We start from the raw sequence: 22,908 nt of genomic DNA, 5'->3' as shown, positions 1-22,908 counted from the left end.
GGCGGGTCGGGAAACCGTGCTCACAGCTTGAAGCCGGGGTCAAGTAGGCGCATTTCTAAACTGGCCTCCGCGGAGCGGATTTTGTATAGAGCACGCAGGATATACTAAAGACCTCTGATGCGGAGATAAAGTCATGAGCGAATGGCAAAAATCGGACTGGCGCAACAAGCCGCGGGTGCAGATGCCGGACTACACCGATGCCGCAGCGCTGAACGCTGTCGAGGCTCAGCTTTCCAAGTTCCCGCCGCTGGTCTTCGCCGGCGAGGCGCGCCGCCTGAAACAGCACCTGGGCGCGGCAGGCCGCGGCGAGGCGTTCCTGCTGCAGGGCGGCGACTGCGCTGAAAGCTTTGACCAGTTCAGCGCCGACGCAATCCGCGACACCTTCAAGGTGATGCTGCAGATGGCGATGGTGCTGACCTATGGCGCCAAGGTGCCGGTGGTGAAGGTGGGCCGGATGGCCGGCCAGTTCGCCAAGCCGCGCAGCGCGGCGACCGAAACCATTGATGGTGTCGAACTGCCCAGCTACCGCGGCGACATCATCAACGAACTGGATTTCACCGCCGCAGCCCGTATCCCGAACCCGCAGAAGATGCTGCAGGCCTATACCCAGGCCGCGGCCACGCTGAACCTGCTGCGCGCCTTCTCCACCGGCGGCTTTGCCGATATGAGCCGGGTGCATTCCTGGACCCTGGGCTTTACGGACGAGCAGGAAGTTCAGAAATACAGCGAAATCGCAACCCGCATTCAGGACACCATTGATTTCATGAACGCGGCCGGTATCAGCGCCGACACCACGCATGAATTCTCCACCGTCGAATTCTATACCAGCCACGAAAGCCTGCTGCTGGAATATGAGGAGGCGCTGACCCGCCTCAATTCGACTTCCGGCAAATGGCTGGCCGGTTCCGGCCACATGATCTGGATCGGCGACCGCACCCGCCAGCCGGACGGCGCCCATGTTGAATTCTGCCGCGGCGTGCTGAACCCGATCGGCCTCAAGTGCGGCCCGACCACCACCGCTGAGGATCTCAAGGTGCTGATGTCGCGCCTGAACCCGGAAAACGAAGAGGGCAAGCTGACCCTGATCGCCCGCTTCGGCGCCGGCAAGGCAGGTGAGCATCTGCCGCGTCTGGTTAAGGCGGTGAAGGAAGAGGGCGCCAGCGTCACCTGGGTCTGCGACCCGATGCACGGCAACACCATCAAGTCCTCCACCGGCTACAAGACCCGCCCCTTCGACAGCGTGCTGCGCGAGGTGCGCGATTTCTTCGGCGTCCACAAGGCCGAGGGCACCATCCCCGGCGGCGTGCATTTCGAGATGACCGGCCAGGACGTGACCGAATGCACCGGCGGCGTGCGCGCTGTGACCGAAGAGGATCTGAGCGACCGCTACCACACCGCCTGCGATCCGCGGCTGAACGCCAGCCAGTCGCTGGAACTGGCCTTCCTGGTGGCCGAAGAACTGTCCGCCCTGCGCGCCAGCCAATCCGCACGCCAGGCCGGCTGACCCCGGCAGGGGCCGCCGGTTGCGGCGGCCCGCTTCAGACATGCGAAGAAAAAAGGCGCCCCGGAGTTCTCTCTCGGGGCGCAGTCAATTCAAGTGCTATGACCTTGTACTTGAATGATAAGATTTGACCTAAGGGCCCGTCAGTCGCGGCTGACCACCAGGCGCAGATGCGGTGCGCCTGTGCGTTTGCCGGCAGCCTGGGTATCTTTCGTTGCATCGGTTTCGGGCTGCGCAGGCTGCGGCCTCCGGCTGCGGTCCAGCAGCGCCTTGGCTTCGTCCAAAAGCGAACGCTCAGGCTTGAACCGGGCCTGGGTTTCCGCAAAGCCAGGATTGGGCTGGTTCACCTCCGGGCGCTCCTCCTTAGCGTCAGCGCGCGGCTTGGCGGCGTCAGCGCGCGGCTTGGCCTTGAATTCCCCGCTGTCCGAAGACTTGCCAACGGTGCGCATTTCAATCGAGCTGATTGAGAAACGCTGGGACGTCGCAGCGGTTCCGTCTTCTGCCACCAATACCCCCAGCACCCGGCTGATGTCCCCCAGATCGCTGCGCAGCGGCATCAGCAGCATCCGGGCTTCGCGCGGCGTGCGCTGGCGCGGGGCCTCGATTTGCAGCTCCAGTTCGACGATGGCAGGCGTTTCAAACATATGCTCCATGGCGGAGCTCAGCTGTTTGCGCGCTTCGGTGGTGAAGAAGGCCGTGACCGGCATCCCGCGCACTTCCATCCCTGCCATTTCATTGACCAGGGAGCCAGCCAGGCGGAACCGCGCGATACCTGGTGCGATCCGTTCCAGAATAAACGTGTTGCTCAGGATGTTTTCCAGGCCGCGCGGGTCGATCTGCGACCGGCTGGGCACGTCGTCGCCGCGGCGAAGCGCGGTCCAATAGGCCTCCGCCTGGCGCAGCGGCGACTGCGCGCCGCCCTTGCGGAAGCGGCTCATGGATACAACCTTGTTCTGGCTTGTCTGCATGTCAGTTCCGCTGCGGCTGCCAAAAATCATCTTCTCATCCCCTTGACCCCCGGACGCCCCTTGGTCTCCAGCAGCCTGTGGCTGTGTTAACTCTTAGGGCCGGTATGGTTACCCTGAAGTTAAGATGACACAATCTAATTCAAATTTGGACTACTTCTTTAAGCAATGGTTAACGCGTCGGGATGGGGGAGTTTATGCGATTGCGCTTGCACCCTATACTTTTGAGACAGTAGAGCAGACCAATCACCAGCGAAACGAGGGTTCTATCCATGACGATCCGCAGTATGACGGCCTTTGCCTCGGCGCAGGGCAGCCTGGGACCGCACAGCTGGAGCTGGGAACTGCGCTCTGTCAACGCCAAGGGGCTGGACCTTCGCCTGCGGGTGCCGGATTGGCTGGAAGGCCTTGAAAATCAGGTCCGTTCCGTTCTGGGTAAATCGCTGGCGCGGGGCAATGTTTCCCTGTCGCTGCGTATCTCCCGGTCCGAGGACAGCGCCGGCCAAGTGCAGGTCAACACCAATGTTCTGCAATCGGTGGTCAAGGCCCTGGCCGAAGCGCAGTCGGTTGCCAAGCAGAACCGGGTGGAGGTGCAACCTGCCTCAGCGGCAGAGCTTCTGGCGTTCAAGGGCGTGCTGGAACAGTCTTCGGGCGACGATGATCCGGCGCCGCTGGTTGCCGTGCTTGGCAAGGAACTGGAAACCCTTGTGGCGGAATTCGTTCAGATGCGCGAGGCCGAGGGGGCCGCGCTTGCCGTAATCCTTAACGGCCAGCTGGAACAGGTGGCCGCCCTGACCGCCCAGGCGGCAGAACGTGCTGAAGAGCGCAAGGTGAAAATGGCCGAAACGCTGAAGGCCAACCTGGCCCGCGTCATGGACAATGCAGAGGGCGCCGACCCCGACCGGGTGGCGCAGGAACTGGCGCTGATCGCAGTCAAGGCCGATGTGACAGAGGAACTGGACCGCCTTGGCGCCCATGTGGCCGCCGCCGCCGATTTGCTGGTCAAGGGCGGTGCCATGGGGCGCAAGCTCGATTTCCTGATGCAGGAGTTCAACCGCGAGGCCAACACGCTGTGCTCCAAGGCGCAGCATGCCGGGTTGACGGCAGTGGGGCTTGAGCTGAAAACCGTGATCGACCAGATGCGCGAGCAGGTCCAGAACATAGAATAAGAAAAGGAGTGCTTTGATGGCGGACCGCCGCGGCCTTTTGATCATCCTCTCGTCGCCTTCGGGCGCAGGCAAATCCACCCTGGCCCGCCGCCTGATGGCTTGGGACCCGGGTCTTGCCTTCTCTGTCTCCGCCACCACCCGCGCCCCGCGCCCGGGCGAGGAGCACGGACGCGAGTACTACTTCATGTCGGAAGACGAATTCAAAACCAAGGTGGCCGAGGGCGGCATGCTGGAACACGCCCATGTGTTCGGCAATTTCTACGGCTCGCCCGCAGGCCCGGTGAAGGACACCATCAAGGCCGGCCAGGACGTGCTGTTCGACGTCGATTGGCAGGGCGAAATTCAGATCCGCAACTCCGACCTGGGCAAGCACGCGCTGTCGATCTTCATCCTGCCGCCTTCGATCACCGAATTGCGCCGCCGCCTGGAAACCCGGGCCCAGGACAGCGACGAGGTGATCTCCAAGCGGATGATGAAAAGCTGGGACGAAATCAGCCACTGGGGCTATTATGACTATGTGCTGGTCAACGACGACCTGGACGAAACCGAGGCCAAGCTGAAAACCATCGTCGAGGCAGAGCGGATGCGGCGCATCCAGCAGCCCAAGCTGCAGGACCACGTCCGCGCCCTGCAGACCCAGTTCGAGGAACAGTCATGACCCTTTTTGCCCTTTGCGCCGACTGCCCGCAAATCCACGAAGACACCTGGGTTGCTCCTGATGCCAACCTGATCGGCAAGGTGGTGATGGAGGCGGGGTCTTCGGTCTGGTTCGGTGTCACCATCCGCGCCGATCACGAGGAAATCCGCATCTGCGAAGGCACCAATGTGCAGGAAAACGTGGTGATGCATATTGATGCAGGCTACCCGCTGACCATCGGCAAAAACTGCACCATCGGACACAAGGCGATGCTGCACGGCTGCACCATCGGCGAAAACTCTCTGGTCGGCATGGGCGCAACCATCCTGAACGGTGCCAGGATCGGCAAAAACTGCCTGATCGGGGCAGGGGCGCTGATCACCGAGAACAAGGAAATCCCCGACAATTCTCTGGTGATGGGCAGCCCCGGCAAAGTGGTGCGCGAGGTCGACGCGGCCCTGGCCGAAAAGCTCACACAAAGCGCGCTCCTCTATCAGGACAACATGCGCCGGTTCCGGGCGGAACTGAAACCGCTGTAGCCGGCGCCGCAGGCAGCACGGTTTTGCGCTGATTGAACGGTTTCTGCCACAACAGGTTTACAGAACGGCAGTAGGCAGGCCGGACTGGTCAACAGCGGGGAACAGATGACGAGCGAGCTGATAGAAGGATTTCTGGCGGCCATTCCGCTTCCGGCGGTGATGGTGGATCAGACCGAACGTTTCATCGCCGTAAACAGCGGTGCGGAGGCGCTGCTGGGGCAGGGCGTGCAGGGCCGCCACTTCGCCACCATCCTGCGCCAGCCCAGCGTTGCCACCGCGATCGAGGCCTGTCTGCACGACAAGCAGCCCCGCACTGCCCGGCACCTGTCCAACGACGGCGCCCAGGACACCACCTACACGGTCACCCTGCGCTATGTGCCCGGCATCGGCGCGGTGGGCGGCGGCGCGGTGCTGGCCTGTTTCGACGACATCACCGAACGCCAGCAGGCCGGCCAGATGCGCCGCGACTTTGTTGCGAATGTCAGCCATGAGCTGCGCACGCCGCTGACGGCCCTGATCGGCTTTATCGAAACCCTGCGCGGCCCGGCCCGGGACGACGCCGCTGCCCGCGACCGGTTCCTGACGATCATGGAAGGCGAGGCCAGCCGGATGAACCGCCTAGTCGGGGATCTTCTGTCACTCAACCGCGTGGAAAGCGAGGAACGGGTCCGCCCCAAGGAGGAGGTGGATCTCACCGGCCTTCTGTGCTCCACCCTGAAAACTTTGTCGCCGGTGGCAGAGGCCCGCGGCACTGCGATGACACTGGAGGCACCGGAAGATCCGGTCGGTGTCACCGGCGACCCGGATCAGCTGCAGCAGGTCTTCACCAACCTGGTGGAAAACGCGGTGAAATACGGCGGCGATCAGGTGCGGGTCGTGCTGACGCATTCAGAGCGCGATCCGTCGGTGCGTGCGCCCGCCGCGCTTGTCCAGGTGATCGACAACGGCCCCGGAATCGCTGCCGTCCACCTGCCGCGGCTGACAGAGCGCTTCTACCGCGCCGACAGCCACCGCTCCCGCGAGATGGGCGGAACCGGGCTGGGTCTGGCGATTGTAAAACACATCATCAACCGCCACCGCGGCCGTCTGCGCGTCGAAAGCAACGTTGGCGAAGGATCTGTTTTTACAGTCGTTTTGCCGGATTGATCTGCACAGGAACACGCGCCGGAAGCACGCCGCAGCCGTAAAACCACGGCGGCGGCGTTGCCGTTTGCGACCGATTTTTTTCGCCGCAAACCGGCTTTGTCATACGGCTGTTACACAGCTGTCACAAAAGCCTCATCACCACCCCATAGGAGAGGCGGCAAGATCATCGAGGGGGTGATCGACATATGAAACTCTTGGAGACACAAATGTCCTTTGTGAAACTGACCGCATCCACCCTGGCAATCGCCGCCGTTTCCGCAACCGCAGCTGCTGCGCGCGACCAGGTCCAGGTTGCCGGTTCGTCCACCGTTCTGCCCTACGCCTCCATCGTGGCAGAAGCCTTTGGCGAGAACTTCGACTTCCCGACCCCGGTTGTGGAATCCGGCGGCTCCTCCGCTGGCCTCAAGCGTTTCTGCGAAGGCGTGGGGGAAAACACCATCGACGTCGCCAATGCATCGCGCCAGATCAAAGACAAGGAAATCAAGGCCTGCGCCGAAAACGGCGTGACCGACATCATCGAGGTCCGCATCGGCTATGACGGCATCGTCTTTGCCTCCGACATCAACGCCAACGGTTTCGAATACACCCCGTCCGACTGGTTCCTGGCGCTGTCCGACAAGGTGCTGGTTGACGGCCAGCTGGTCGACAACCCGAACCAGACCTGGGCAGACGTGAACGCCAACTTCCCGGCGGTCGATATCCAGGCCTTCGTTCCGGGCACCAAGCACGGCACCCGCGAAGTGTTCGAAGACAAGGTAATCCTGGCCGGCTGCGAAGCCACCGGCGCGTTTGAGCACCTGCTGGCCAACGCCGAAGGCGACACCGACAAGGCCAAGCACAAAGCAGCTGAGAAAGCCTGCATTGCGCTGCGCACCGACGGCAAATCGGTCGACATCGACGGCGACTACACTGAGACCCTGGCCCGGATTGAGTCCAACAAAGACGGCATCGGCGTCTTTGGCCTGGCCTTCTACGAGAACAACACCGACAAGCTGCAGGTTGCAACCATGTCCGGCGTGGTTCCCTCGACCGAAAGCATCGCAACCGGCGAATACCCGGTCTCCCGCCCGCTGTTCTTCTACGTCAAGAAAGCCCACATCGGCGTGATCCCGGGCCTGAAGGAATACGCTGAGTTCTTCGTCGCAGACGAGGTTGCCGGCGAAGACGGCCCGCTGGCCGAATACGGCCTGGTTGCCGACCCGGAACTGGCGGACACTCAGGAAGCGGTTGCCAACGAAGCCGTGATGGGCGGCAACTCCTAAGCTGTCCCGCCTGTGATCTGATCCTTGCCGGGGCGGAGCCAACCTCCGCCCCGGCGCTTCTTCCGCGGCAGGGCTGCCGCAGCCAATACGCCACCGCCAATACCGGAGCTTTTCATGCCCACTTTCTGGCTTGTTGCCCTCCTGCTTGCGCTCTCTGCTGCGGGCTACTACGGCGGCCGCCGCCGCGCGATTGCCACCGCTGCGGGCAATGTCAAAGACCTGCATTCGCTGCCATCTTATTACGGCTACCACGTGGCGCTTGCGGCCTTTGTTCCGGCCATCGGCGCGCTTGCGATCTGGCTGCTGGCTCAGCCCATGTTCATCGAGACCCGCGTCTCCAGCATGATCCCGGCGGATGCAGTTCCGGAAAGCTCCTCCATCGGCCTGGTGATGAGCGATGTGCGCCGGGTGGCCGAGGGCCTGGACCTGGCGGTGGAGCAGGGGCTGCTGACCGCCCGCGAGGCCCGCAATGTCGCCGGCGGCGGCCAGGACGTCCGCGCCCTGATGGGCGAGGTGGGCGTGGCCCTGGGCGACGACGTGCGTCCGGAAGTGCTGAATGCCGCGCAGGCCTACCGCAACCTCTCGAACACTGGCCGCACCGCGATGACCGTGGTTGTGGCGCTGCTGGCGCTTGGCGGCTTTGCATGGGCTTACAGCCGCACCCACAAGGATTTCCGCGCCCGCAACGTGGTGGAACGCGCGGTGCTGGCGCTCTTGATCCTGGCCGCCTCGCTGGCGATCCTGACCACCGTTGGCATCGTTCTGTCGATGCTGTTTGAAACCAAAAACTTCTTTGGCCTGCACAGCTGGACGGACTTCTTCTTCGGCTCCACCTGGGCGCCGAACTTCCGCGGCGGCAGTGAACTGTCGATCCTGCCGCTGCTGTGGGGCACGCTCTATATCTCCTTCATCGCGCTGCTGGTGGCGGTGCCTGTCGGCCTTTTTGCCGCCATCTACCTGTCTGAATACGCCAGCGGCGCCGTGCGGGCCTTTGCCAAGCCGCTGCTGGAAATCCTCGCGGGCATCCCCACCATCGTCTACGGCCTGTTTGCGCTGCTGACCGTCGGCCCGGCACTGGCAGACCTCTTTGGCAAGGGCGGCCTCCTGGGCGTTGAATGGATGGCAGGCGCCACCTCGGTCCTGACCGCGGGCCTCGTGATGGGCATCATGCTGATCCCCTTCGTCTCCTCGCTGTCCGACGACATCATCAACGCGGTGCCGCAGGCGATGCGCGACGGCTCGCTGGGCCTTGGCGCCACCAAATCCGAGACCGTGCGCCAGGTGGTGATGCCGGCAGCACTCCCGGGCATCGTCGGCGCGGTGCTGCTGGCCGCCTCCCGTGCCATTGGCGAGACCATGATCGTGGTGATGGGGGCAGGGGCGATTGCCAAGTTCTCTGCCAACCCGCTGGAGTCGATGACCACAATCACCACCCGTATCGTCAGCCAGCTGACCGGCGACACCGATTTTGCCAGCCCCGAAACGCTGGTTGCCTTTGCCCTGGGCCTGACCCTGTTTGTCCTGACCCTCGGCCTGAACGTCCTGGCGCTCTACATCGTGCGCAAATACCGGGAGCAGTATGAATAATGACTGACCTCAGCCAATCCCCCGCAGGCGCCGCGCCCCGCAAACACGGCGGCTCGCTGCTGGAAAAATCCGCGCAAACCCGCAAACGCAACGCTGCGGAAACCCGGTTCAAGGCTTATGGCATCGCCGCCATCACCGCGGGGCTGATCATGCTGCTGGTGCTGGTGACCACCATCGTCGGCAAGGGCACCGGCGCCTTTCAGCAGACCTTTATCACCCTGCAGGTGGAGCTGCTGGAGAAGAAGCTCGACAAGAAAGGCAACCGCGACCTGGCTGATATCAAGAAGGTCACCACCTTCGGTTACGCCCCGATCATCAAGGGCGCCATGACCGCGGCGGTTGAGGATCTGGGCATTGAAACCGGTCTTAAGGCCAAGCAGCTGGCCGGTATCCTGTCCAAGGACGCCGCGGCGCAGCTGCGGGCGTATGTTCTGGCGAACCCGGACCAGATCGGCCAGACGGTGGAGTTCCGCTTCCTCGCCTCCAGCCGCGTGGATGGCTACCTGAAGGGCCGCGTCACCCGTGACAGCATTGCCAACGACAAGAACATCTCAGCGGAACAGCTTGATCTTGTTGATGCTTTGGCCGCTGCCGGTGTGCTGGAGAAGACCTTCAACCTCGACTTCATCTTTGGCGCGGATGCCTCCGACGCCCGCCCGGAGGCGGCCGGTATCGGCGTCTCAATGCTGGGCTCGCTGTTCATGATGTTCGTGGTGCTGGCGCTGGCGCTGCCGATCGGCGTCGCAGCCTCGATCTATCTTGAGGAATTTGCGCCGCAGAACTGGCTCACCGATCTGATTGAGGTGAACATCTCCAACCTTGCCGCCGTTCCCTCCATCGTGTTCGGCATCCTGGGCCTGGCGGTCTTCATCAATTACATGCACCTGCCGACCTCGGCGCCGCTGGTGGGCGGCCTGGTGCTGACGCTGATGACCCTGCCGACCATCATCATCTCCACCCGCGCCTCGCTGAAATCGGTGCCGCCGTCGATCCGCGACGCCGCCCTGGGCGTTGGTGCGTCGAAAATGCAGGCGGTGTTCCACCACGTGCTGCCGCTGGCCGCCCCCGGCATCCTGACCGGCACCATCATCGGCCTGGCGCAGGCGCTGGGAGAAACCGCGCCGCTCTTGCTGATCGGCATGGTCGGCTTCATCGCCTCCAACGCGCCGGAAACACTGGCCGACGGCCTGCTGGCTCCGAACTCCGCCATGCCCGCCCAGATCTACGAATGGGCCAAACGCGCCGACCCGGCATTCTACGAACGCGCCTGGGGCGGCATCATCATCCTTCTCATCTTCCTGGTGACCATGAACACGCTTGCCGTGATCCTGCGCCGCCGCTTTGAACGCCGCTGGTAAAAGGGGCATAGTGCTATGAACGACATGACCGTGATGGAAAACACCGTGGACACGCAAGCAATCAAAATCGCCGCCAAAGACGTCAACGTCTACTACGGCGACTCCCACGCGATCAAAGACGTGAATGTCCAGATCGAGGACAAAACCGTCACCGCCTTTATCGGCCCTTCGGGCTGCGGCAAATCCACCTTCCTGCGCTGCCTGAACCGGATGAACGACACCATCGACATCTGCCGCGTCAAGGGCGACATCCTGCTGGACGGCGAGGATATCTATGACAAGCGCGTCGACCCGGTGCAGCTGCGCGCCAAGGTCGGCATGGTGTTCCAAAAACCCAACCCGTTCCCCAAGTCGATCTACGACAACGTGGCCTATGGGCCGCGGATCCATGGTCTGGCCAAGAACAAGGCGGAACTAGATGAAATCGTGGAGAAATCCCTGCGCCGCGGCGCCATCTGGGATGAGGTGAAAGACCGCCTGGATGCGCCCGGCACCGGCCTCTCCGGCGGCCAGCAGCAGCGCCTGTGCATTGCCCGCGCCGTCGCGACGGAGCCTGAGGTGCTCTTGATGGACGAACCCTGTTCGGCGCTGGACCCCATTGCCACCGCGCAAGTCGAGGAACTGATCGACGAGCTGCGCAGCCAGTATTCCGTGGTGATCGTCACCCACTCGATGCAGCAGGCCGCCCGCGTCAGCCAGAAAACCGCCTTTTTCCACCTTGGCAACCTGGTGGAATTCGGACCGACCGGCCAGATCTTCACCAATCCCGAAGACAAGCGCACCGAAAGCTACATCACCGGCCGGATCGGCTGATTTCAAGGAAAATCAAATGACTGCACAGCATATTGCATCTGCATTCGACCGCGATCTGGAGGCAATTCAGGCCCGGATCATGAAAATGGGCGGTCTGGTCGAAGACGCCATCCGCGAGGCCGCGCGTGCCCTGGAGACGCGAGACGAGGAACTGGCCCTGACTGTGCGCCAAGGCGACAAGGCCATCGACGGGCTGGAAGAGCTGATCAACGAGGAAACCGCCCGGCTGATCGCTCTGCGCGCGCCAGCCGCCTCCGACCTGCGGCTGGTGCTGTCGGTGATGAAGATTGCCGGCAACCTGGAACGCATTGGCGACTATGCAAAAAACATGGCCAAGCGTACCGGTGTCCTGGCCCAGGGTCCGAACATCAGCGAAGGCGCTGCCGCCCTGCGCCGCATGGCGCGCGAGGTGGAGAGGATGCTGAAGGACGCGCTGGACTCCTATATCCAGCGCGACCCTGAGCTGGCGGCCGACGTGATTGCCCGCGACCGTGACGTGGACCAGATGTACAACGCCCTGTTCCGCGAATTCCTGACCCATATGATGGAAGACCCGCGCAACATTTCGGCCTGTATGCACTTGCATTTCATTGCAAAAAACACCGAACGCATGGGCGATCATGTGACCGCGATCGCCGAGCAGGTGATCTATCTGGTCACCGGCGAAAAGCCGGAAGAAGACCGCAAAAAAGCCGACACCACCTCGACCACACCGCAGGAGATCTGACCGATGGCTGCCGACCAGCCCACCGTTCTGGTTGTAGAAGACGAAATGGCCCAGCGGGAAATGCTGGCCTACAATCTCGAAGCTGACGGCTTCCGCGTGCTCAGGGCCAAAGATGGCGAAGAAGCGCTGCTGGTGGTCGAGGAAGACATGCCCGATATCATCATCCTCGACTGGATGATGCCCAACCTTAGCGGTATCGAAGTCTGCCGCCGCCTCAAGACCCGCGCCGAAACCCGCAACATCCCGGTGATCATGCTGTCCGCCCGGTCCGAGGAAGTGGACAAGGTGCGCGGCCTGGAAACCGGCGCCGATGATTACGTGGTGAAACCCTATTCGGTGGTGGAACTGATGGCCCGCGTGCGCAGCCAGCTGCGCCGGGTCCGGCCCTCCACGGTCGGCGTGCGGCTGGAATACGGCGACATCGTGCTGGACGCCGAAACCCACAAGGTCAGCCGGGGCGGCAACCCGCTCAAGCTGGGGCCGACCGAATTCCGTCTGCTCTCCACCTTCATCGAGAAACCGGGCCGGGTCTGGAGCCGCGAGCAATTGCTGGACCGGGTCTGGGGCCGCGACATCTATGTCGACACCCGCACCGTCGACGTTCACATCGGCCGCTTGCGCAAGGCGCTGACCCAGCATGGCGGCGACGATCCTGTCCGCACTGTGCGCGGCGCGGGCTACGCCCTGGGCTGAAGCCTGGCTGAAACGGCACCAGGGGGTGCACAAGGGGTGTACAGGGGGTGCACGCATTTCACCCCCTGATTTTCACTCTTTGAACATCACCGCGGCAACGGATCCTCCGGCTGCGCCTTGCCAGCCAGCCAGCCGCGGAATTTCGCCAGCGCCGGCGCATTGGATTTCTGCTCCGGCCAGACCAGGTAATAGGCGCCTGCGCTCTCCACCGGCACCGGATGCAGTGCCATCAATCGGCCTGTGGCCAGATCTTGCTCCACCAGGTAATCCGGCATCAGCGCGACGCCCAGCCCGTGCAGTGCAGCCTGCGTGATGGTTGCGAATTGATCATAGATCGTGCCGCTCAGGTCCGCGCCTGCCTCTATGCCTTGCTGTTCAAACCAGTCCTTCCAGGCGGTTGTCCGGGTCTGGATGTGCAGCAGAGGCAGCTTCAGAATTTCCCTCGGCTCATTAATCCTGCGCCCCTCCAAAAGCTGCGGGGCGCAGACCGGCAGCAACTGTTCATGCTTCAGCAGCAATGACTGGGTTCCCGGCCAGGACGCATCTCCAAAATGTATTGCCGCATCAAACGGTTCAGTGGCAAAGTTGAATGGCACCAGCCGGGTCGCCATGTTAATGGTCACATCCGGGTGCAACCGGGAAAACTCCGGCAGCCGGGGCATCAGCCAGCGCATCCCGAAGGCCGGAAGGATCGCCAGATTCAGCGTGCCCGCCAGCGGTGCCGCCTGCAGGCGCAGGGTGGATTGCACGATCTGGTTCAGGGCTTGGCGGATCTCCGCCGCGTAATCCCGCGCCTCAGTGGTCAGCGCCAGCCGCTTTTGGTCCCGTTGCACAAGCTCCATCCCCAGCTGCCGCTCCAGCGTTTGCAGCTGTCTGCTGACCGCGCCTTGCGTCAGCGACAGTTCCTCCGCCGCGGCTGAGGCGCTGCCAAGCCGGTCCAGCGCTTCCAGCGCGCGCAGGGAGGGAATTGAAGGCAGGAATTTGCGTGGCACTGTCATGTATGAGTGTTTGTCATGCTTTATTGCCAAAGTCTCGCTGTTTTTTCCGTTCACCTCCCGTTAGGGTTTGGCCAAATCGCGAACCACTGAGGTGACAAGATGACCGACAAACCCGCCCTGCGCGCCAAGGATGCCCCGGATCTGGGCCGTTTCAATTGGGAAGACGCGCTGCGTCTGGAGGATCAACTGACCGACGACGAGCGGATGATCTCCGCCTCGGCCCGTGCCTATGCCCAGGAAAAACTTCAGCCGCGCGTGCTAAGTGCCTATGAAAACGAAGAAACTGACCCGGAGATTTTCCGTGAGATGGGCGAAATGGGCCTCCTTGGCACCACCATTCCGGAAGAATACGGCGGGCTTGGCGGCGGCTATGTGTCCTATGGCCTGGTCGCCCGCGAGGTGGAACGCGTCGACAGCGGCTACCGCTCGATGATGTCGGTGCAAAGCTCGCTGGTGATGTATCCCATCTACGCATACGGAAGTGAGGACCAGCGCCGGAAATACCTGCCGAAACTCGCCTCGGGCGAATGGATTGGCTGCTTTGGCCTGACCGAACCGGATGCCGGCTCAGATCCCGCCAGCATGAAGACCCGAGCGGAAAAAACTGATGGAGGCTATAGACTTACAGGCTCCAAGATGTGGATCTCCAACGCGCCGATTGCCGATGTGTTTGTGGTCTGGGCCAAGTCCGAGGCGCATGGCGGCAAGATCCGCGGCTTTGTCCTGGATAAAGGGCTGAAGGGCCTCAGCGCGCCGAAAATCGAAAACAAAGCTTCCCTGCGGGCCTCGATCACCGGTGAGATTGTGATGGATAGCGTGGAAGTCGGCGAAGACGCGCTGCTGCCGCATGTCGAAGGGCTGAAGGGACCGTTCGGCTGTTTGAACCGCGCGCGCTATGGGATCAGCTGGGGCGCCATGGGCGCTGCTGAGGCCTGCTGGCACTCCGCCCGTCAGTACGGATTGGACCGCACGCAATTCGGCCGGCCGCTGGCAAACACCCAGCTGTTCCAGCTGAAACTGGCGAATATGCAAACCGAAATTACCCTGGGACTGCAGGCTTCCTTGCGCGTCGGCCGGTTGATGGACGAGGCCAATGCCGCGCCCGAGATGATTTCGATCATCAAGCGCAACAACTGCGGCAAGGCGCTGGAGATCGCCCGGATGGCCCGTGATATGCACGGCGGAAACGGTATCAGCCTGGAGTTCAACGTGATCCGGCATATGGTGAACCTGGAGACCGTGAACACTTACGAGGGCACTCATGATGTCCATGCGCTGATCCTGGGCCGTGCTCAGACTGGATTGCAGGCGTTCTTCTGATTGCAGAGCTGCAGCGCGGAGCTTGCTTCGCGCTGCATTTTTGCAATTTGAGTTTGCGTTCTTGCGGCCATTGGCCGAACGGAGATTTTTGCAAAGATAGTTGAACAGCGGCATCACCGCGTAAAGCGTCCTGGGGCCGGAAATCTGGTTAATGAGTTTTCTGACTGATGCAGCGCATTTTCACGCCTGCTGCATTTTGAGGCGGTAAATCAGATTAACAAGACCAGGCTGATTTGCGCATTCTCTGTTGCGATGGGGCAGAGTCAAAACTTTCCTCTGCAAAATTGCAAAACGTCTTCAGAAGAGAAAATTGAAGGCCGCGTCTTGCGTTCGTGCAAAATGAGCGCGTCTCGCCTTTCCCAATAACTGCAAGCTATGCAAAAATGCATGTTCGTTTTGCGCATCTGCAAGTGATAATGCGCAAAACTATGCCGCTTGGATTTAGCGCACTATTGCGTTTTTTAACCGCATTTACAGTAGGTTAACTTTATGCGCTGGTGGGTTCAAGGCGAAAGTTAAGAAGACTTTAATGAAGTTGGCGGGCGCAGCAAGGCAAGCCGGCTGAAGGTGCAAACCTTTCAGTCACAAAAAAAACGGACCGGCAAAACCGGTCCGTTTCTGAACTGATCCGCGTGGCCTTATGCGGGCAGGTGAATATTGAACTTCTGGCGGATGCCCATGTCCGTTTCCGCGTCAAAGCGGGCAGAGGCACGCTCTGACAGGATCTTTTCCTTTTTAGCAATCGCCTTTTCGATCAGATCCGGCTTTTCCAGCTCGGCCCATTCCTTGGGGGAGGTCCGGTCGCCAAGTTCCGGGTAGACATAATCCACCTGCATCCGGCTGAGGGTCTGGTCCGTACCCAGGTAATGACCAGGGCCGCCAAGGCAGGTTGCGCGCATCTGATCCAGCGCCAGCGTTTCGTCGTTCACTTCGATACCGCGGACACAGCGCTGTGCCTGTCCGAGCAGATCGTTGTCGAGGATCAGCGACTCGTGGCAGAACCCCAGCAGCGACGCATGCATGCCTGCGGCCTCGTAAACCATGTTGAGCCCGGAAAGCCCTGCCATGACTGCGGAGCACATCTGCTCCCAGCCTGCCTGCATGTCGGGCAGTTTCGAGTCGGATGCCCCGGCTGCGGCACCGCCCGGCAGGTTGTAGAATTTATGCATTTGCGCGCAGCCCGCAGACAGCAGAGCCTGCTCGCCGGACCCAACGCTCATGGCGCCGGTGCGCAGGTCCAGACCGAAGGGCCAAGTGCCAAAAACCGCGGGAGCTCCAGGCTTTACAGCGTTTACATAAACCAGCCCGGCCAGGCATTCTGCAACCGCTTGTGTGATTGCCCCGGCGATTGTCGAGGGGGCCGTCGCGCCCGCCATGCCCGCGGAAAGCAGAAGCACTGGCATGCCGCCCTTGATGCATTCTTCCATCACTTCGCAGGATTCCGTCGCGAATTTCATCGGCGGAACCACGAAGCAGTTCGAGTTCGACACAAAGGGGCGCTCCCGCCACTTGTCCTCGCCGCCGGCAATCATATGCAGCAGTTCCAGTCCGGGCTTGACGAAATCCGGTTCCGTGAAGGAGACGCCAACATGCTTGGTTGTGCCTGCGGTCGTTGCGTAGATGGAATTCAGGTCCATCTCGCAGTTGTCGGGGATGTCACGGCAGACCATAGGTCTCTGGACGAAGTGGATATTGTCCAGCTGATCACAGATGCGGGCTGCATCATGGAGATCCTGTACGGTGGAATTGCGGTATTCCTTGCCGTGGACATCGACCATGCTGACAGCTGCGCCGGCAGTGCCGTAGTGGACGCGGCCGCCCGACAGCTCCAGATCGGTCTTGCCGTCCCGGCTGAACAACGTGACGGAGCGGTTGGCCTTGGCGATTGTGTCTTCGACAAGCGCGCGGGGGAAGCGGATGCGGCCGTCATCGCCGAGAACAGCGCCGGCGCCAGTCAAATATTCGATACCGCTTTGCGGCGCGTCGGCGAGGCCGATCTCTTCCAGTGCTGTCAGTGCGGCCTCGTGGATTTTTTCCATATCCGCCTGGCTGAGCAGTTTCAGGGCGGTGGACTCCATGCCGGGGCGTACCGGGCGCAGATGTTCCGGCAGGGCTGCTGCACGGGCGGCGCGGCGTGCATTGCGCCCGCCGCTGCGGCCAGCGCGGGAGGAGGAGGCTTGTTCGTTCATTTTGGTGCCTTTCAGGGGATGTGAGTGTGAGGTTTCGAAACGTTCAACTCACTGCGGCCGTCCCCTGGCTGCACGGCCGCGCGCCGCACCAATGGTGCGGTAGATAAGGCTGACGTGGCAGCGTTCTCCCTGCATGCGGACTCCTGTTCCTTTTGCCGCAAATTGGCACGCTGGCGTGCAGTTTCTATCACATTAACGACGCCGGTGAAAAAAGCGACACATTTTTCATCTGACCGCAGAGAGCAACCCCGGCTGGGAGATGGAGACCATTTTGTCTAAAATCTCATTATTTTTAATGGTGTAACTTCTATTTTTAACGCTTCCCGCGGAATGTTATTGTTGGCAAAGTGGCGGAGGGAACCAAATATTAAGCATTAATGGGTATACTGGGTCTCCTGGGGATGGAGCGCTGGAACAGCGCATTTCAAAAGGGCACTGCCACATGCCGATGGTTAAGAAAGCCAGAAACTGCCTCGCCCTTGCCGCGATTGCCTGTGCGGCCTGCGGTCTTGCTCAGACATCCTATGCTCAAGAATGGCGGAACGTTTTGGCTGGAAACCCTCAGTCCTCCTCCGGGCGGCTGTCTGGCATTTCCACTGACGCCGGGTCGTTCCAATTTGCCTATGGCCGTGAAATTGGCGGGATGCTCCTTGCCGGGACCGTTGCAAGAGAGCAGTCCGGATTGCTGCCGCAAGCGGTGCAAGCTGATGAAACCCGGCAGTTGCGGCTGCACGCAGGATATGATTTCGGGCCAGCGACCGGCTTTGTGAGTTTGGGCGGCCTCCAGGCAGAAACCTCTGAGGGGTCGCGCCGGGGGGCAATATTCGGCCTGGGGATGCGGGTGTCCCTGAACCGCGCCCTGCAATTGACCGGCGAGTTGCTGCACCACGAGGCGGGTCCGGAGAATGGAAGCGCCAGCGCGCGCGGTGAAACCCTGTCAGTGAGCGCAGCCTTCCGCTTCTAACCCGAATATCCGGTCAGGCGCCGTGTCAGTCGCTAGGGAAGCGGCAGCATCTTTTCAATGGCTTGGCGGATTTTTGCCTGAGTTTTCCGGCGGAAAGGCGCAGACGCCCGGTAGAATTCGGCCGGTCACCGCCAGTTTAGAGCGTGTGAAGATTCCGCCTCTGGAAGTTTGCATGCAAAGGTCTTTTGTAGCTCTCACCGGCGCACAGCCTGCGCCGGGACTGCAAAAGGAGAAGTCTGAATGACTCGTTTCGTAGCTATGACAGCCATCGCAGCCGTAATGGGCAGTGCGGCCTTTGCCGGCAACATCAGTGAGCCGGTGGTCGAACCTGCGCCAGCTCCGGCGCCTGTGCCGGTGGCAAATGATGGCGGCGACTGGACCGGTTTCTATCTGGGTGGCCAGGTTGGCCAGCTGGATGCCGATGCAACCAATGGCGCCTCGGGTGACGATACCTCTTACGGTATCCACGGCGGCTACAATCATGACTTTGGCCGCTTTGTCCTGGGCGGCGAATTGGAATATGACAGCACCGACCTGGACCTGGGCGGCGGCGCAACGGTGGATTCCGTGGCACGGGCCAAGGTGAAGGCCGGCTATGACTTTGGCAACGTCCTGGCCTATGTCACCGGCGGCGTGGCAGAGGCAGACAGCTCGCTGGGCAGTGAGACCGGGGAATTCTACGGTGTTGGCCTCGCGTATCAGATCACGGATCAGTGGCAGATTGGCGGCGAAGTGCTGGAGCATGAGTTTGACCAGTTCGGCAACTCCGGCGTTGGCGCCGATGCGACCTCTGTTTCGCTGCGCGCTTCGTTCAAGTTCTAAGCTTGCCTGAATACGGGCGCGGCACTCCTGTTCCGCCGCGCCCCTGGCCGTCCGGTCTGTGCCCAAGACCGGCCGGGCGGCCGTTGCGCCCCTATCGCAAAACCCTTGGCGGACGTGCAGACCCGTGCTAAGCAGCCTGCATGAACCAGAATTGCACCACCATTATCTGCTGCATTACCTGCTGACATATCAGCGGGCTGGTTTCTGTCGTTTTCATTTCCCTGACAAGTTGCTAAGCCCGCGCTGCGCGCAAAGGGTAGTGCTGGCCGTATCGGGCTGGGCACGGAAAAGGAGCCGGGCATGGGAACCAAGGACAGAGTGATCAAGCTGCAGAATACGAAGACCCGCAAGAAAGAGGTCTTTGAGCCGATCGACGCCAGCAACGTGCGGATGTATGTCTGCGGTCCTACTGTTTATGACCGTGCGCATCTGGGCAACGCACGCCCGGTTGTGGTGTTCGACGTGCTGTTCCGGTTGCTGCGCGAAGTTTATGGTGCAGATAAAGTGACTTATGCCCGGAACTTCACCGACGTCGACGATAAGATCAACGCCCGCGCCGCAGAAAGCGGACGCCCGATCGGCGATATCACTGCGGAAACAACGCAGTGGTTCCTGGATGATATGGGCGAACTCGGCGCGCTGCAGCCCAACCATATGCCGCGCGCGACCCAGTACATCCCGCAGATGGTGGCGATGATCGAAGACCTGATCAGCAAAGGCCACGCCTATGCCGCCGAAGGCCATGTGCTGTTTGCTGTCGACAGCTGGAAAGAGCTTTATGGCAAGCTGTCGGGCCGTTCGGTGGACGACATGATTGCCGGCGCCCGGGTCGAGGTTGCGCCTTACAAGAAGAACCCGATGGATTTCGTGCTGTGGAAGCCATCCAGCGATGATCTGCCGGGCTGGGACAGCCCCTGGGGCCGCGGGCGGCCAGGCTGGCATATCGAATGCTCGGCAATGTCCTATGAGCTGCTGGGTGAGACCTTTGACATTCACGGCGGCGGCAACGATCTGATGTTCCCGCACCACGAGAATGAAATTGCGCAAAGCTGCTGCGCCAACGGCGACGACAGCTTTGCACGGTATTGGCTGCACAACGAGATGCTGCAGGTCGAGGGCAAGAAAATGTCCAAGTCCCTGGGCAATTTCTTTACCGTGCGCGACCTGCTTGATCAGGGCTATCCCGGTGAGGTGATCCGGCTGGTGTTCCTGCAGACCCATTACCGCAAGCCGATGGACTGGACCGACAAGAAGGCCAAGGAAGCTCAGGAAACCTTACGAAAGTGGTGTCAAGTTGCCGATAACGATGAGAGCGGTTCCATTGATGAAATGGTTCTTGAAGAATTGGCTGACGACTTGAATACTTGGGGGGCCATTGACAGGCTTCACGAGTTGTTTGATGCCGACAATCGTACGGCATTGACTGCTTCGGCGAAACTACTTGGCTTTGACCTTAACGAAATTGCCCAAAGTGCTTGGGCAAAACCTTTTGCAATTGAGACCGTCGATGGTTCATTTTTGGAAGAGGGAATTGACTACCAGCCAACTGTGGCGGTTATTGGCTGGGGTGAGATTCCGGAGGAACTCACGGATGCAGCGCTTTTTGTAGTAAGAAAATGGCTGCGTTATCGTCGAGAGAAAGACTGGGAGAGTGCCGACAACCTCAAAAATGCCGCTTTGAGCCAAGGGCTTGAGTTGCGCGCCACGCGCTCTGCCAATGGTGTTAACGGTGGAACTGCAAATTTGGTTGGGGAGCCCAAGGCTGCAAACTTGGAGGCGCTTTGATGGCCAGGGAACGCCTCTATCTTTATGACACCACTCTGCGTGACGGGCAGCAGACCCAGGGGGTGCAGTTCTCCACCGCCGAGAAGAAGCAAATCGCAACGGCTCTGGACGCCTTGGGCATCGACTATATCGAGGGCGGCTGGCCGGGTGCCAACCCGACTGACAGCGCGTTTTTCGGGGAGGTGCCGGATACCCGCGCCATCATGACCGCCTTTGGCATGACCAAACGGGCAGGCCGGTCGGCGGAAAATGACGACGTTCTGGCGGCGGTGATGAACGCGGGCACTCCGGCGGTTTGCCTGGTCGGCAAGAGCCATGATTACCACGTGACCCATGCCTTGGGGATCACGCTGGAGGAAAACCTGGAAAACATCCGCGCATCGGTTGCTCATATCGCGGCACAGGGGCGTGAGGCGTTGTTTGATGCCGAGCATTTCTTTGACGGCTACAAGGACAATCCGGAGTACGCGCTGGCGGCCTGCCGTACGGCGCTGGAGGCCGGGGCGCGCTGGGTGGTGCTGTGCGATACCAATGGCGGCGCGCTGCCGGCAGAGGTGCACCGGATCGTCAGTGAGGTGGTTGCAGCAGGAATTCCGGGTGAGAAGCTGGGCATACACACCCATAATGACACGGAAAATGCCGTGGCTTGCTCCTTGGCAGCGGTGGATGCCGGGGCGCGGCAGATCCAAGGAACCTTGAACGGTCTGGGGGAGCGCTGCGGCAATGCCAACCTGACTGCGCTGATCCCGACGCTGCTGCTGAAGGAACCCTATGCCAGCCAATTCGGCACCGGGGTGAGCCTGGACGCGCTGGCGGGGCTGACCCGGACCAGCCGGATGCTGGACGATATCCTGAACCGGGTTCCGGTGCGGCAGGCGGCCTATGTGGGGGCCTCGGCCTTTGCCCACAAGGCGGGGCTGCATGCCAGCGCGATCCTGAAAGACCCGTCGACTTACGAACACATCGAGCCGGGCAAGGTTGGCAATGCGCGGGTGATCCCGATGTCGAACCAGGCCGGGCAGTCGAACCTGCGCAAGCGTCTGACAGATGCCGGCCTGAGCGTTGAAAACGGCAACCCGGCGCTGGCGCGGATTCTGAAACGGATCAAGGAGCGCGAAGCCGAGGGGTATTCCTATGACACCGCGCAGGCGTCGTTTGAGCTGCTGGCGCGCAAGGAACTGAGGCAGCTGCCGGACTTTTTTGAAGTCAAGCGCTACAAAGTCACCGTGGAGCGGCGGAAGAACAAGTATAACCGCATGGTCAGCCTGTCCGAGGCGGTTGTTGTGGTGAAGGTCGATGGCGAGAAGCGCCTGTCTGTCAGCGAGTTTTTGGATGAAACCGGCAGCGACCGCGGACCGGTGAATGCGCTGGCGCGGGCGCTGAGCAAGGATCTGGGGCGCTATTCCGCGCAGCTTGAGGACATGCGGCTGGTGGATTTCAAGGTGCGGATCACCCAGGGCGGCACCGAGGCCGTCACCCGCGTTATCATCGACAGCGAAGACAGCCAGGGCCACCGCTGGTCCACCGTCGGTGTCAGTGCGAACATAATCGACGCCTCATTTGAGGCGCTGCTGGACGCAATCCGTTGGAAGTTGATCCACGACGGGCAGGCGGATGCAGTTTGACGCCGATCTGACCGCCTGCGCGGAGCTGGTTCAAAAAGCCGACCCGGACCGGTTCCTCGCCACCATGGCGGCGCCGGTCCAGGCCCGTCCGTTGCTGTTCTCGCTATACGCCTTCAATATCGAGCTGGCTCGGGCGCCCTGGGCCAGCCAGGAAAGCATGATTGCCGAGATGCGCGTCCAGTGGTGGCGCGACGTGGGCGCAGAGATTGCGGAGGGTAAACCGGTTCGCCGCCACTATGTGGCAACACCCTTGGCGCGGCTTCTGAAGCCGGAACTGGCGGCTTGCATCGACGGCATGGCCGAGGCGCGGCGTTGGGACATTTACAAGGATCCGTTTGAGGATGAGGCGGAGTTCGACAGCTACATTGACCGCACCAGCGGATCGCTGATGTGGATGGCGGCAGCATCCTTGGGGGGGGCGGATGAAGCTGTGGTCAGGGACTTCGGCTATGGCATGGGTGTTGCCAGCTGGCTGCGCGCAATTCCTGAGCTGGAAGCGCAGAAGCGGATCCCGCTTCTGGACGGCACCGTTGAAGGTGTGCAAGCTTTGGCGCGTAAGGGATTGGAAAGGCTGATTAAAGCGCGCAGCCATAGGGGGACGGTCGCGAAATCTGCCGGGGCGGCTCTGCTGGCTGGATGGCAGGCAGAAGCGGTTTTAAGACAGGCGATCCGGGAGCCGGAGCGGGTTGCGCAGGGCGCACTTGGCCTAAGCGAATTCCGGCGCCGGGCAGGGTTGATCCGGCGCACGGTCTCCGGGCGCTGGTAAGAGGTCACGGTAAAGCCGCCTGTTTGGGCGCCTTTATTCTTC

At 61.4% G+C, this 22,908-nt stretch carries 20 protein-coding genes; 17 read left to right on the top strand and 3 right to left on the bottom strand.

The window, feature by feature from the left end:
- Positions 1–133: 133 nt before the first annotated feature.
- Positions 134–1,504, top strand: coding sequence for a class II 3-deoxy-7-phosphoheptulonate synthase (locus tag ACXAEK_RS15635; protein WP_475043279.1), 1,371 nt, complete (start codon positions 134–136; stop codon positions 1,502–1,504).
- A 140-nt stretch (positions 1,505–1,644) separates the two neighbouring features.
- On the opposite strand, the gene ACXAEK_RS15630 is transcribed toward ACXAEK_RS15635, so the two are convergent.
- Positions 1,645–2,499, bottom strand: coding sequence for a PAS domain-containing protein (locus ACXAEK_RS15630; protein WP_475043278.1), 855 nt, complete (start codon positions 2,497–2,499; stop codon positions 1,645–1,647).
- 239 nt (positions 2,500–2,738) lie between these two features.
- Here ACXAEK_RS15630 and ACXAEK_RS15625 point away from each other — a divergent pair, with 239 nt between their 5' ends.
- The 10 genes from ACXAEK_RS15625 (at position 2,739) to phoB (ending at position 12,397) form a co-directional block, all read left to right on the top strand.
- Positions 2,739–3,635 carry a YicC/YloC family endoribonuclease gene (locus ACXAEK_RS15625; RefSeq protein WP_475043276.1) on the top strand — a complete coding sequence of 299 codons (897 nt, stop codon included), beginning with the start codon at positions 2,739–2,741 and terminating at the stop codon, positions 3,633–3,635.
- 16 nt (positions 3,636–3,651) lie between these two features.
- Positions 3,652–4,293 carry a guanylate kinase gene (gene gmk / locus ACXAEK_RS15620; protein ID WP_475043275.1) on the top strand — a complete coding sequence of 214 codons (642 nt, stop codon included), beginning with the start codon at positions 3,652–3,654 and terminating at the stop codon, positions 4,291–4,293.
- Positions 4,290–4,811 (top strand): gamma carbonic anhydrase family protein, encoded by a 522-nt coding sequence (locus ACXAEK_RS15615; RefSeq protein WP_475043274.1) that lies wholly within the window; start codon positions 4,290–4,292, stop codon positions 4,809–4,811. Before gmk ends, ACXAEK_RS15615 begins: the two co-directional genes overlap by 4 nt.
- A gap of 105 nt (positions 4,812–4,916) precedes the next feature.
- Positions 4,917–5,957: a sensor histidine kinase gene (locus ACXAEK_RS15610; protein ID WP_475043272.1), complete on the top strand. Its 1,041-nt coding sequence runs from the start codon at positions 4,917–4,919 to the stop codon at positions 5,955–5,957.
- A 206-nt stretch (positions 5,958–6,163) separates the two neighbouring features.
- Positions 6,164–7,219, top strand: coding sequence for a substrate-binding domain-containing protein (locus ACXAEK_RS15605; protein ID WP_475043271.1), 1,056 nt, complete (start codon positions 6,164–6,166; stop codon positions 7,217–7,219).
- A gap of 114 nt (positions 7,220–7,333) precedes the next feature.
- Positions 7,334–8,806, top strand: a complete 1,473-nt coding sequence (pstC, locus tag ACXAEK_RS15600) for a phosphate ABC transporter permease subunit PstC (RefSeq protein WP_475043270.1) — start codon at positions 7,334–7,336, stop codon at positions 8,804–8,806.
- Positions 8,806–10,164, top strand: a complete 1,359-nt coding sequence (gene pstA, locus ACXAEK_RS15595; protein WP_475043268.1) for a phosphate ABC transporter permease PstA — start codon at positions 8,806–8,808, stop codon at positions 10,162–10,164. The genes pstC and pstA overlap by 1 nt, the downstream gene beginning before the upstream one ends.
- Before the next feature lie 15 nt (positions 10,165–10,179).
- Positions 10,180–10,977, top strand: a complete 798-nt coding sequence (gene pstB, locus ACXAEK_RS15590; RefSeq protein ID WP_475043267.1) for a phosphate ABC transporter ATP-binding protein PstB — start codon at positions 10,180–10,182, stop codon at positions 10,975–10,977.
- Positions 10,978–10,993: 16 nt separating this feature from the next.
- Positions 10,994–11,704 carry a phosphate signaling complex protein PhoU gene (phoU, locus tag ACXAEK_RS15585; RefSeq protein ID WP_475043266.1) on the top strand — a complete coding sequence of 237 codons (711 nt, stop codon included), beginning with the start codon at positions 10,994–10,996 and terminating at the stop codon, positions 11,702–11,704.
- A gap of 3 nt (positions 11,705–11,707) precedes the next feature.
- Positions 11,708–12,397 carry a phosphate regulon transcriptional regulator PhoB gene (gene phoB, locus ACXAEK_RS15580; protein ID WP_475043265.1) on the top strand — a complete coding sequence of 230 codons (690 nt, stop codon included), beginning with the start codon at positions 11,708–11,710 and terminating at the stop codon, positions 12,395–12,397.
- Positions 12,398–12,483: 86 nt separating this feature from the next.
- On the opposite strand, the gene ACXAEK_RS15575 is transcribed toward phoB, so the two are convergent.
- Positions 12,484–13,395, bottom strand: coding sequence for a LysR family transcriptional regulator (locus tag ACXAEK_RS15575; protein ID WP_475043263.1), 912 nt, complete (start codon positions 13,393–13,395; stop codon positions 12,484–12,486).
- Positions 13,396–13,494: 99 nt separating this feature from the next.
- Between ACXAEK_RS15575 and ACXAEK_RS15570 the strand changes: the two genes are divergently transcribed.
- Entirely contained in the window at positions 13,495–14,715 is a 1,221-nt protein-coding gene (locus ACXAEK_RS15570) for an acyl-CoA dehydrogenase (RefSeq protein ID WP_475043262.1), read from the top strand.
- Between the two features lie 638 nt (positions 14,716–15,353).
- On the opposite strand, the gene ACXAEK_RS15565 is transcribed toward ACXAEK_RS15570, so the two are convergent.
- Positions 15,354–16,904, bottom strand: coding sequence for a trimethylamine methyltransferase family protein (locus ACXAEK_RS15565; RefSeq protein ID WP_475043261.1), 1,551 nt, complete (start codon positions 16,902–16,904; stop codon positions 15,354–15,356).
- Between the two features lie 547 nt (positions 16,905–17,451).
- Here ACXAEK_RS15565 and ACXAEK_RS15560 point away from each other — a divergent pair.
- From ACXAEK_RS15560 to ACXAEK_RS15540, 5 genes are all read left to right on the top strand, one after another.
- Positions 17,452–17,868 (top strand): hypothetical protein, encoded by a 417-nt coding sequence (locus ACXAEK_RS15560; protein ID WP_475043259.1) that lies wholly within the window; start codon positions 17,452–17,454, stop codon positions 17,866–17,868.
- Between the two features lie 240 nt (positions 17,869–18,108).
- Positions 18,109–18,690, top strand: a complete 582-nt coding sequence (locus tag ACXAEK_RS15555) for an outer membrane protein (protein WP_475043258.1) — start codon at positions 18,109–18,111, stop codon at positions 18,688–18,690.
- A 300-nt stretch (positions 18,691–18,990) separates the two neighbouring features.
- Entirely contained in the window at positions 18,991–20,475 is a 1,485-nt protein-coding gene (gene cysS, locus ACXAEK_RS15550) for a cysteine--tRNA ligase (RefSeq protein WP_475043256.1), read from the top strand.
- Positions 20,475–22,100: a citramalate synthase gene (gene cimA / locus ACXAEK_RS15545; protein ID WP_475043254.1), complete on the top strand. Its 1,626-nt coding sequence runs from the start codon at positions 20,475–20,477 to the stop codon at positions 22,098–22,100. Before cysS ends, cimA begins: the two co-directional genes overlap by 1 nt.
- Positions 22,090–22,866, top strand: a complete 777-nt coding sequence (locus ACXAEK_RS15540) for a squalene/phytoene synthase family protein (protein WP_475043252.1) — start codon at positions 22,090–22,092, stop codon at positions 22,864–22,866. The genes cimA and ACXAEK_RS15540 overlap by 11 nt, the downstream gene beginning before the upstream one ends.
- Positions 22,867–22,908: the final 42 nt, after the last annotated feature.

This window comes from Leisingera sp. ABM4_101, from assembly GCF_056158725.1.
The sequence above is the reverse complement of the archived record's forward strand: the minus strand, read 5'-3'. Positions and strand labels throughout refer to the sequence as shown.

Coding starts and splice junctions, on each gene's coding strand:
- ACXAEK_RS15635 (WP_475043279.1), top strand. CDS start 134: ATGAGCGAATGGCAAAAATCGGACTGGCGCAACAAGCCGCGGGTGCAG.
- ACXAEK_RS15630 (WP_475043278.1), bottom strand. CDS start 2,499: ATGATTTTTGGCAGCCGCAGCGGAACTGACATGCAGACAAGCCAGAAC.
- ACXAEK_RS15625 (WP_475043276.1), top strand. CDS start 2,739: ATGACGATCCGCAGTATGACGGCCTTTGCCTCGGCGCAGGGCAGCCTG.
- gmk (WP_475043275.1), top strand. CDS start 3,652: ATGGCGGACCGCCGCGGCCTTTTGATCATCCTCTCGTCGCCTTCGGGC.
- ACXAEK_RS15615 (WP_475043274.1), top strand. CDS start 4,290: ATGACCCTTTTTGCCCTTTGCGCCGACTGCCCGCAAATCCACGAAGAC.
- ACXAEK_RS15610 (WP_475043272.1), top strand. CDS start 4,917: ATGACGAGCGAGCTGATAGAAGGATTTCTGGCGGCCATTCCGCTTCCG.
- ACXAEK_RS15605 (WP_475043271.1), top strand. CDS start 6,164: ATGTCCTTTGTGAAACTGACCGCATCCACCCTGGCAATCGCCGCCGTT.
- pstC (WP_475043270.1), top strand. CDS start 7,334: ATGCCCACTTTCTGGCTTGTTGCCCTCCTGCTTGCGCTCTCTGCTGCG.
- pstA (WP_475043268.1), top strand. CDS start 8,806: ATGACTGACCTCAGCCAATCCCCCGCAGGCGCCGCGCCCCGCAAACAC.
- pstB (WP_475043267.1), top strand. CDS start 10,180: ATGAACGACATGACCGTGATGGAAAACACCGTGGACACGCAAGCAATC.
- phoU (WP_475043266.1), top strand. CDS start 10,994: ATGACTGCACAGCATATTGCATCTGCATTCGACCGCGATCTGGAGGCA.
- phoB (WP_475043265.1), top strand. CDS start 11,708: ATGGCTGCCGACCAGCCCACCGTTCTGGTTGTAGAAGACGAAATGGCC.
- ACXAEK_RS15575 (WP_475043263.1), bottom strand. CDS start 13,395: ATGACAGTGCCACGCAAATTCCTGCCTTCAATTCCCTCCCTGCGCGCG.
- ACXAEK_RS15570 (WP_475043262.1), top strand. CDS start 13,495: ATGACCGACAAACCCGCCCTGCGCGCCAAGGATGCCCCGGATCTGGGC.
- ACXAEK_RS15565 (WP_475043261.1), bottom strand. CDS start 16,904: ATGAACGAACAAGCCTCCTCCTCCCGCGCTGGCCGCAGCGGCGGGCGC.
- ACXAEK_RS15555 (WP_475043258.1), top strand. CDS start 18,109: ATGACTCGTTTCGTAGCTATGACAGCCATCGCAGCCGTAATGGGCAGT.
- cysS (WP_475043256.1), top strand. CDS start 18,991: ATGGGAACCAAGGACAGAGTGATCAAGCTGCAGAATACGAAGACCCGC.
- cimA (WP_475043254.1), top strand. CDS start 20,475: ATGGCCAGGGAACGCCTCTATCTTTATGACACCACTCTGCGTGACGGG.
- ACXAEK_RS15540 (WP_475043252.1), top strand. CDS start 22,090: ATGCAGTTTGACGCCGATCTGACCGCCTGCGCGGAGCTGGTTCAAAAA.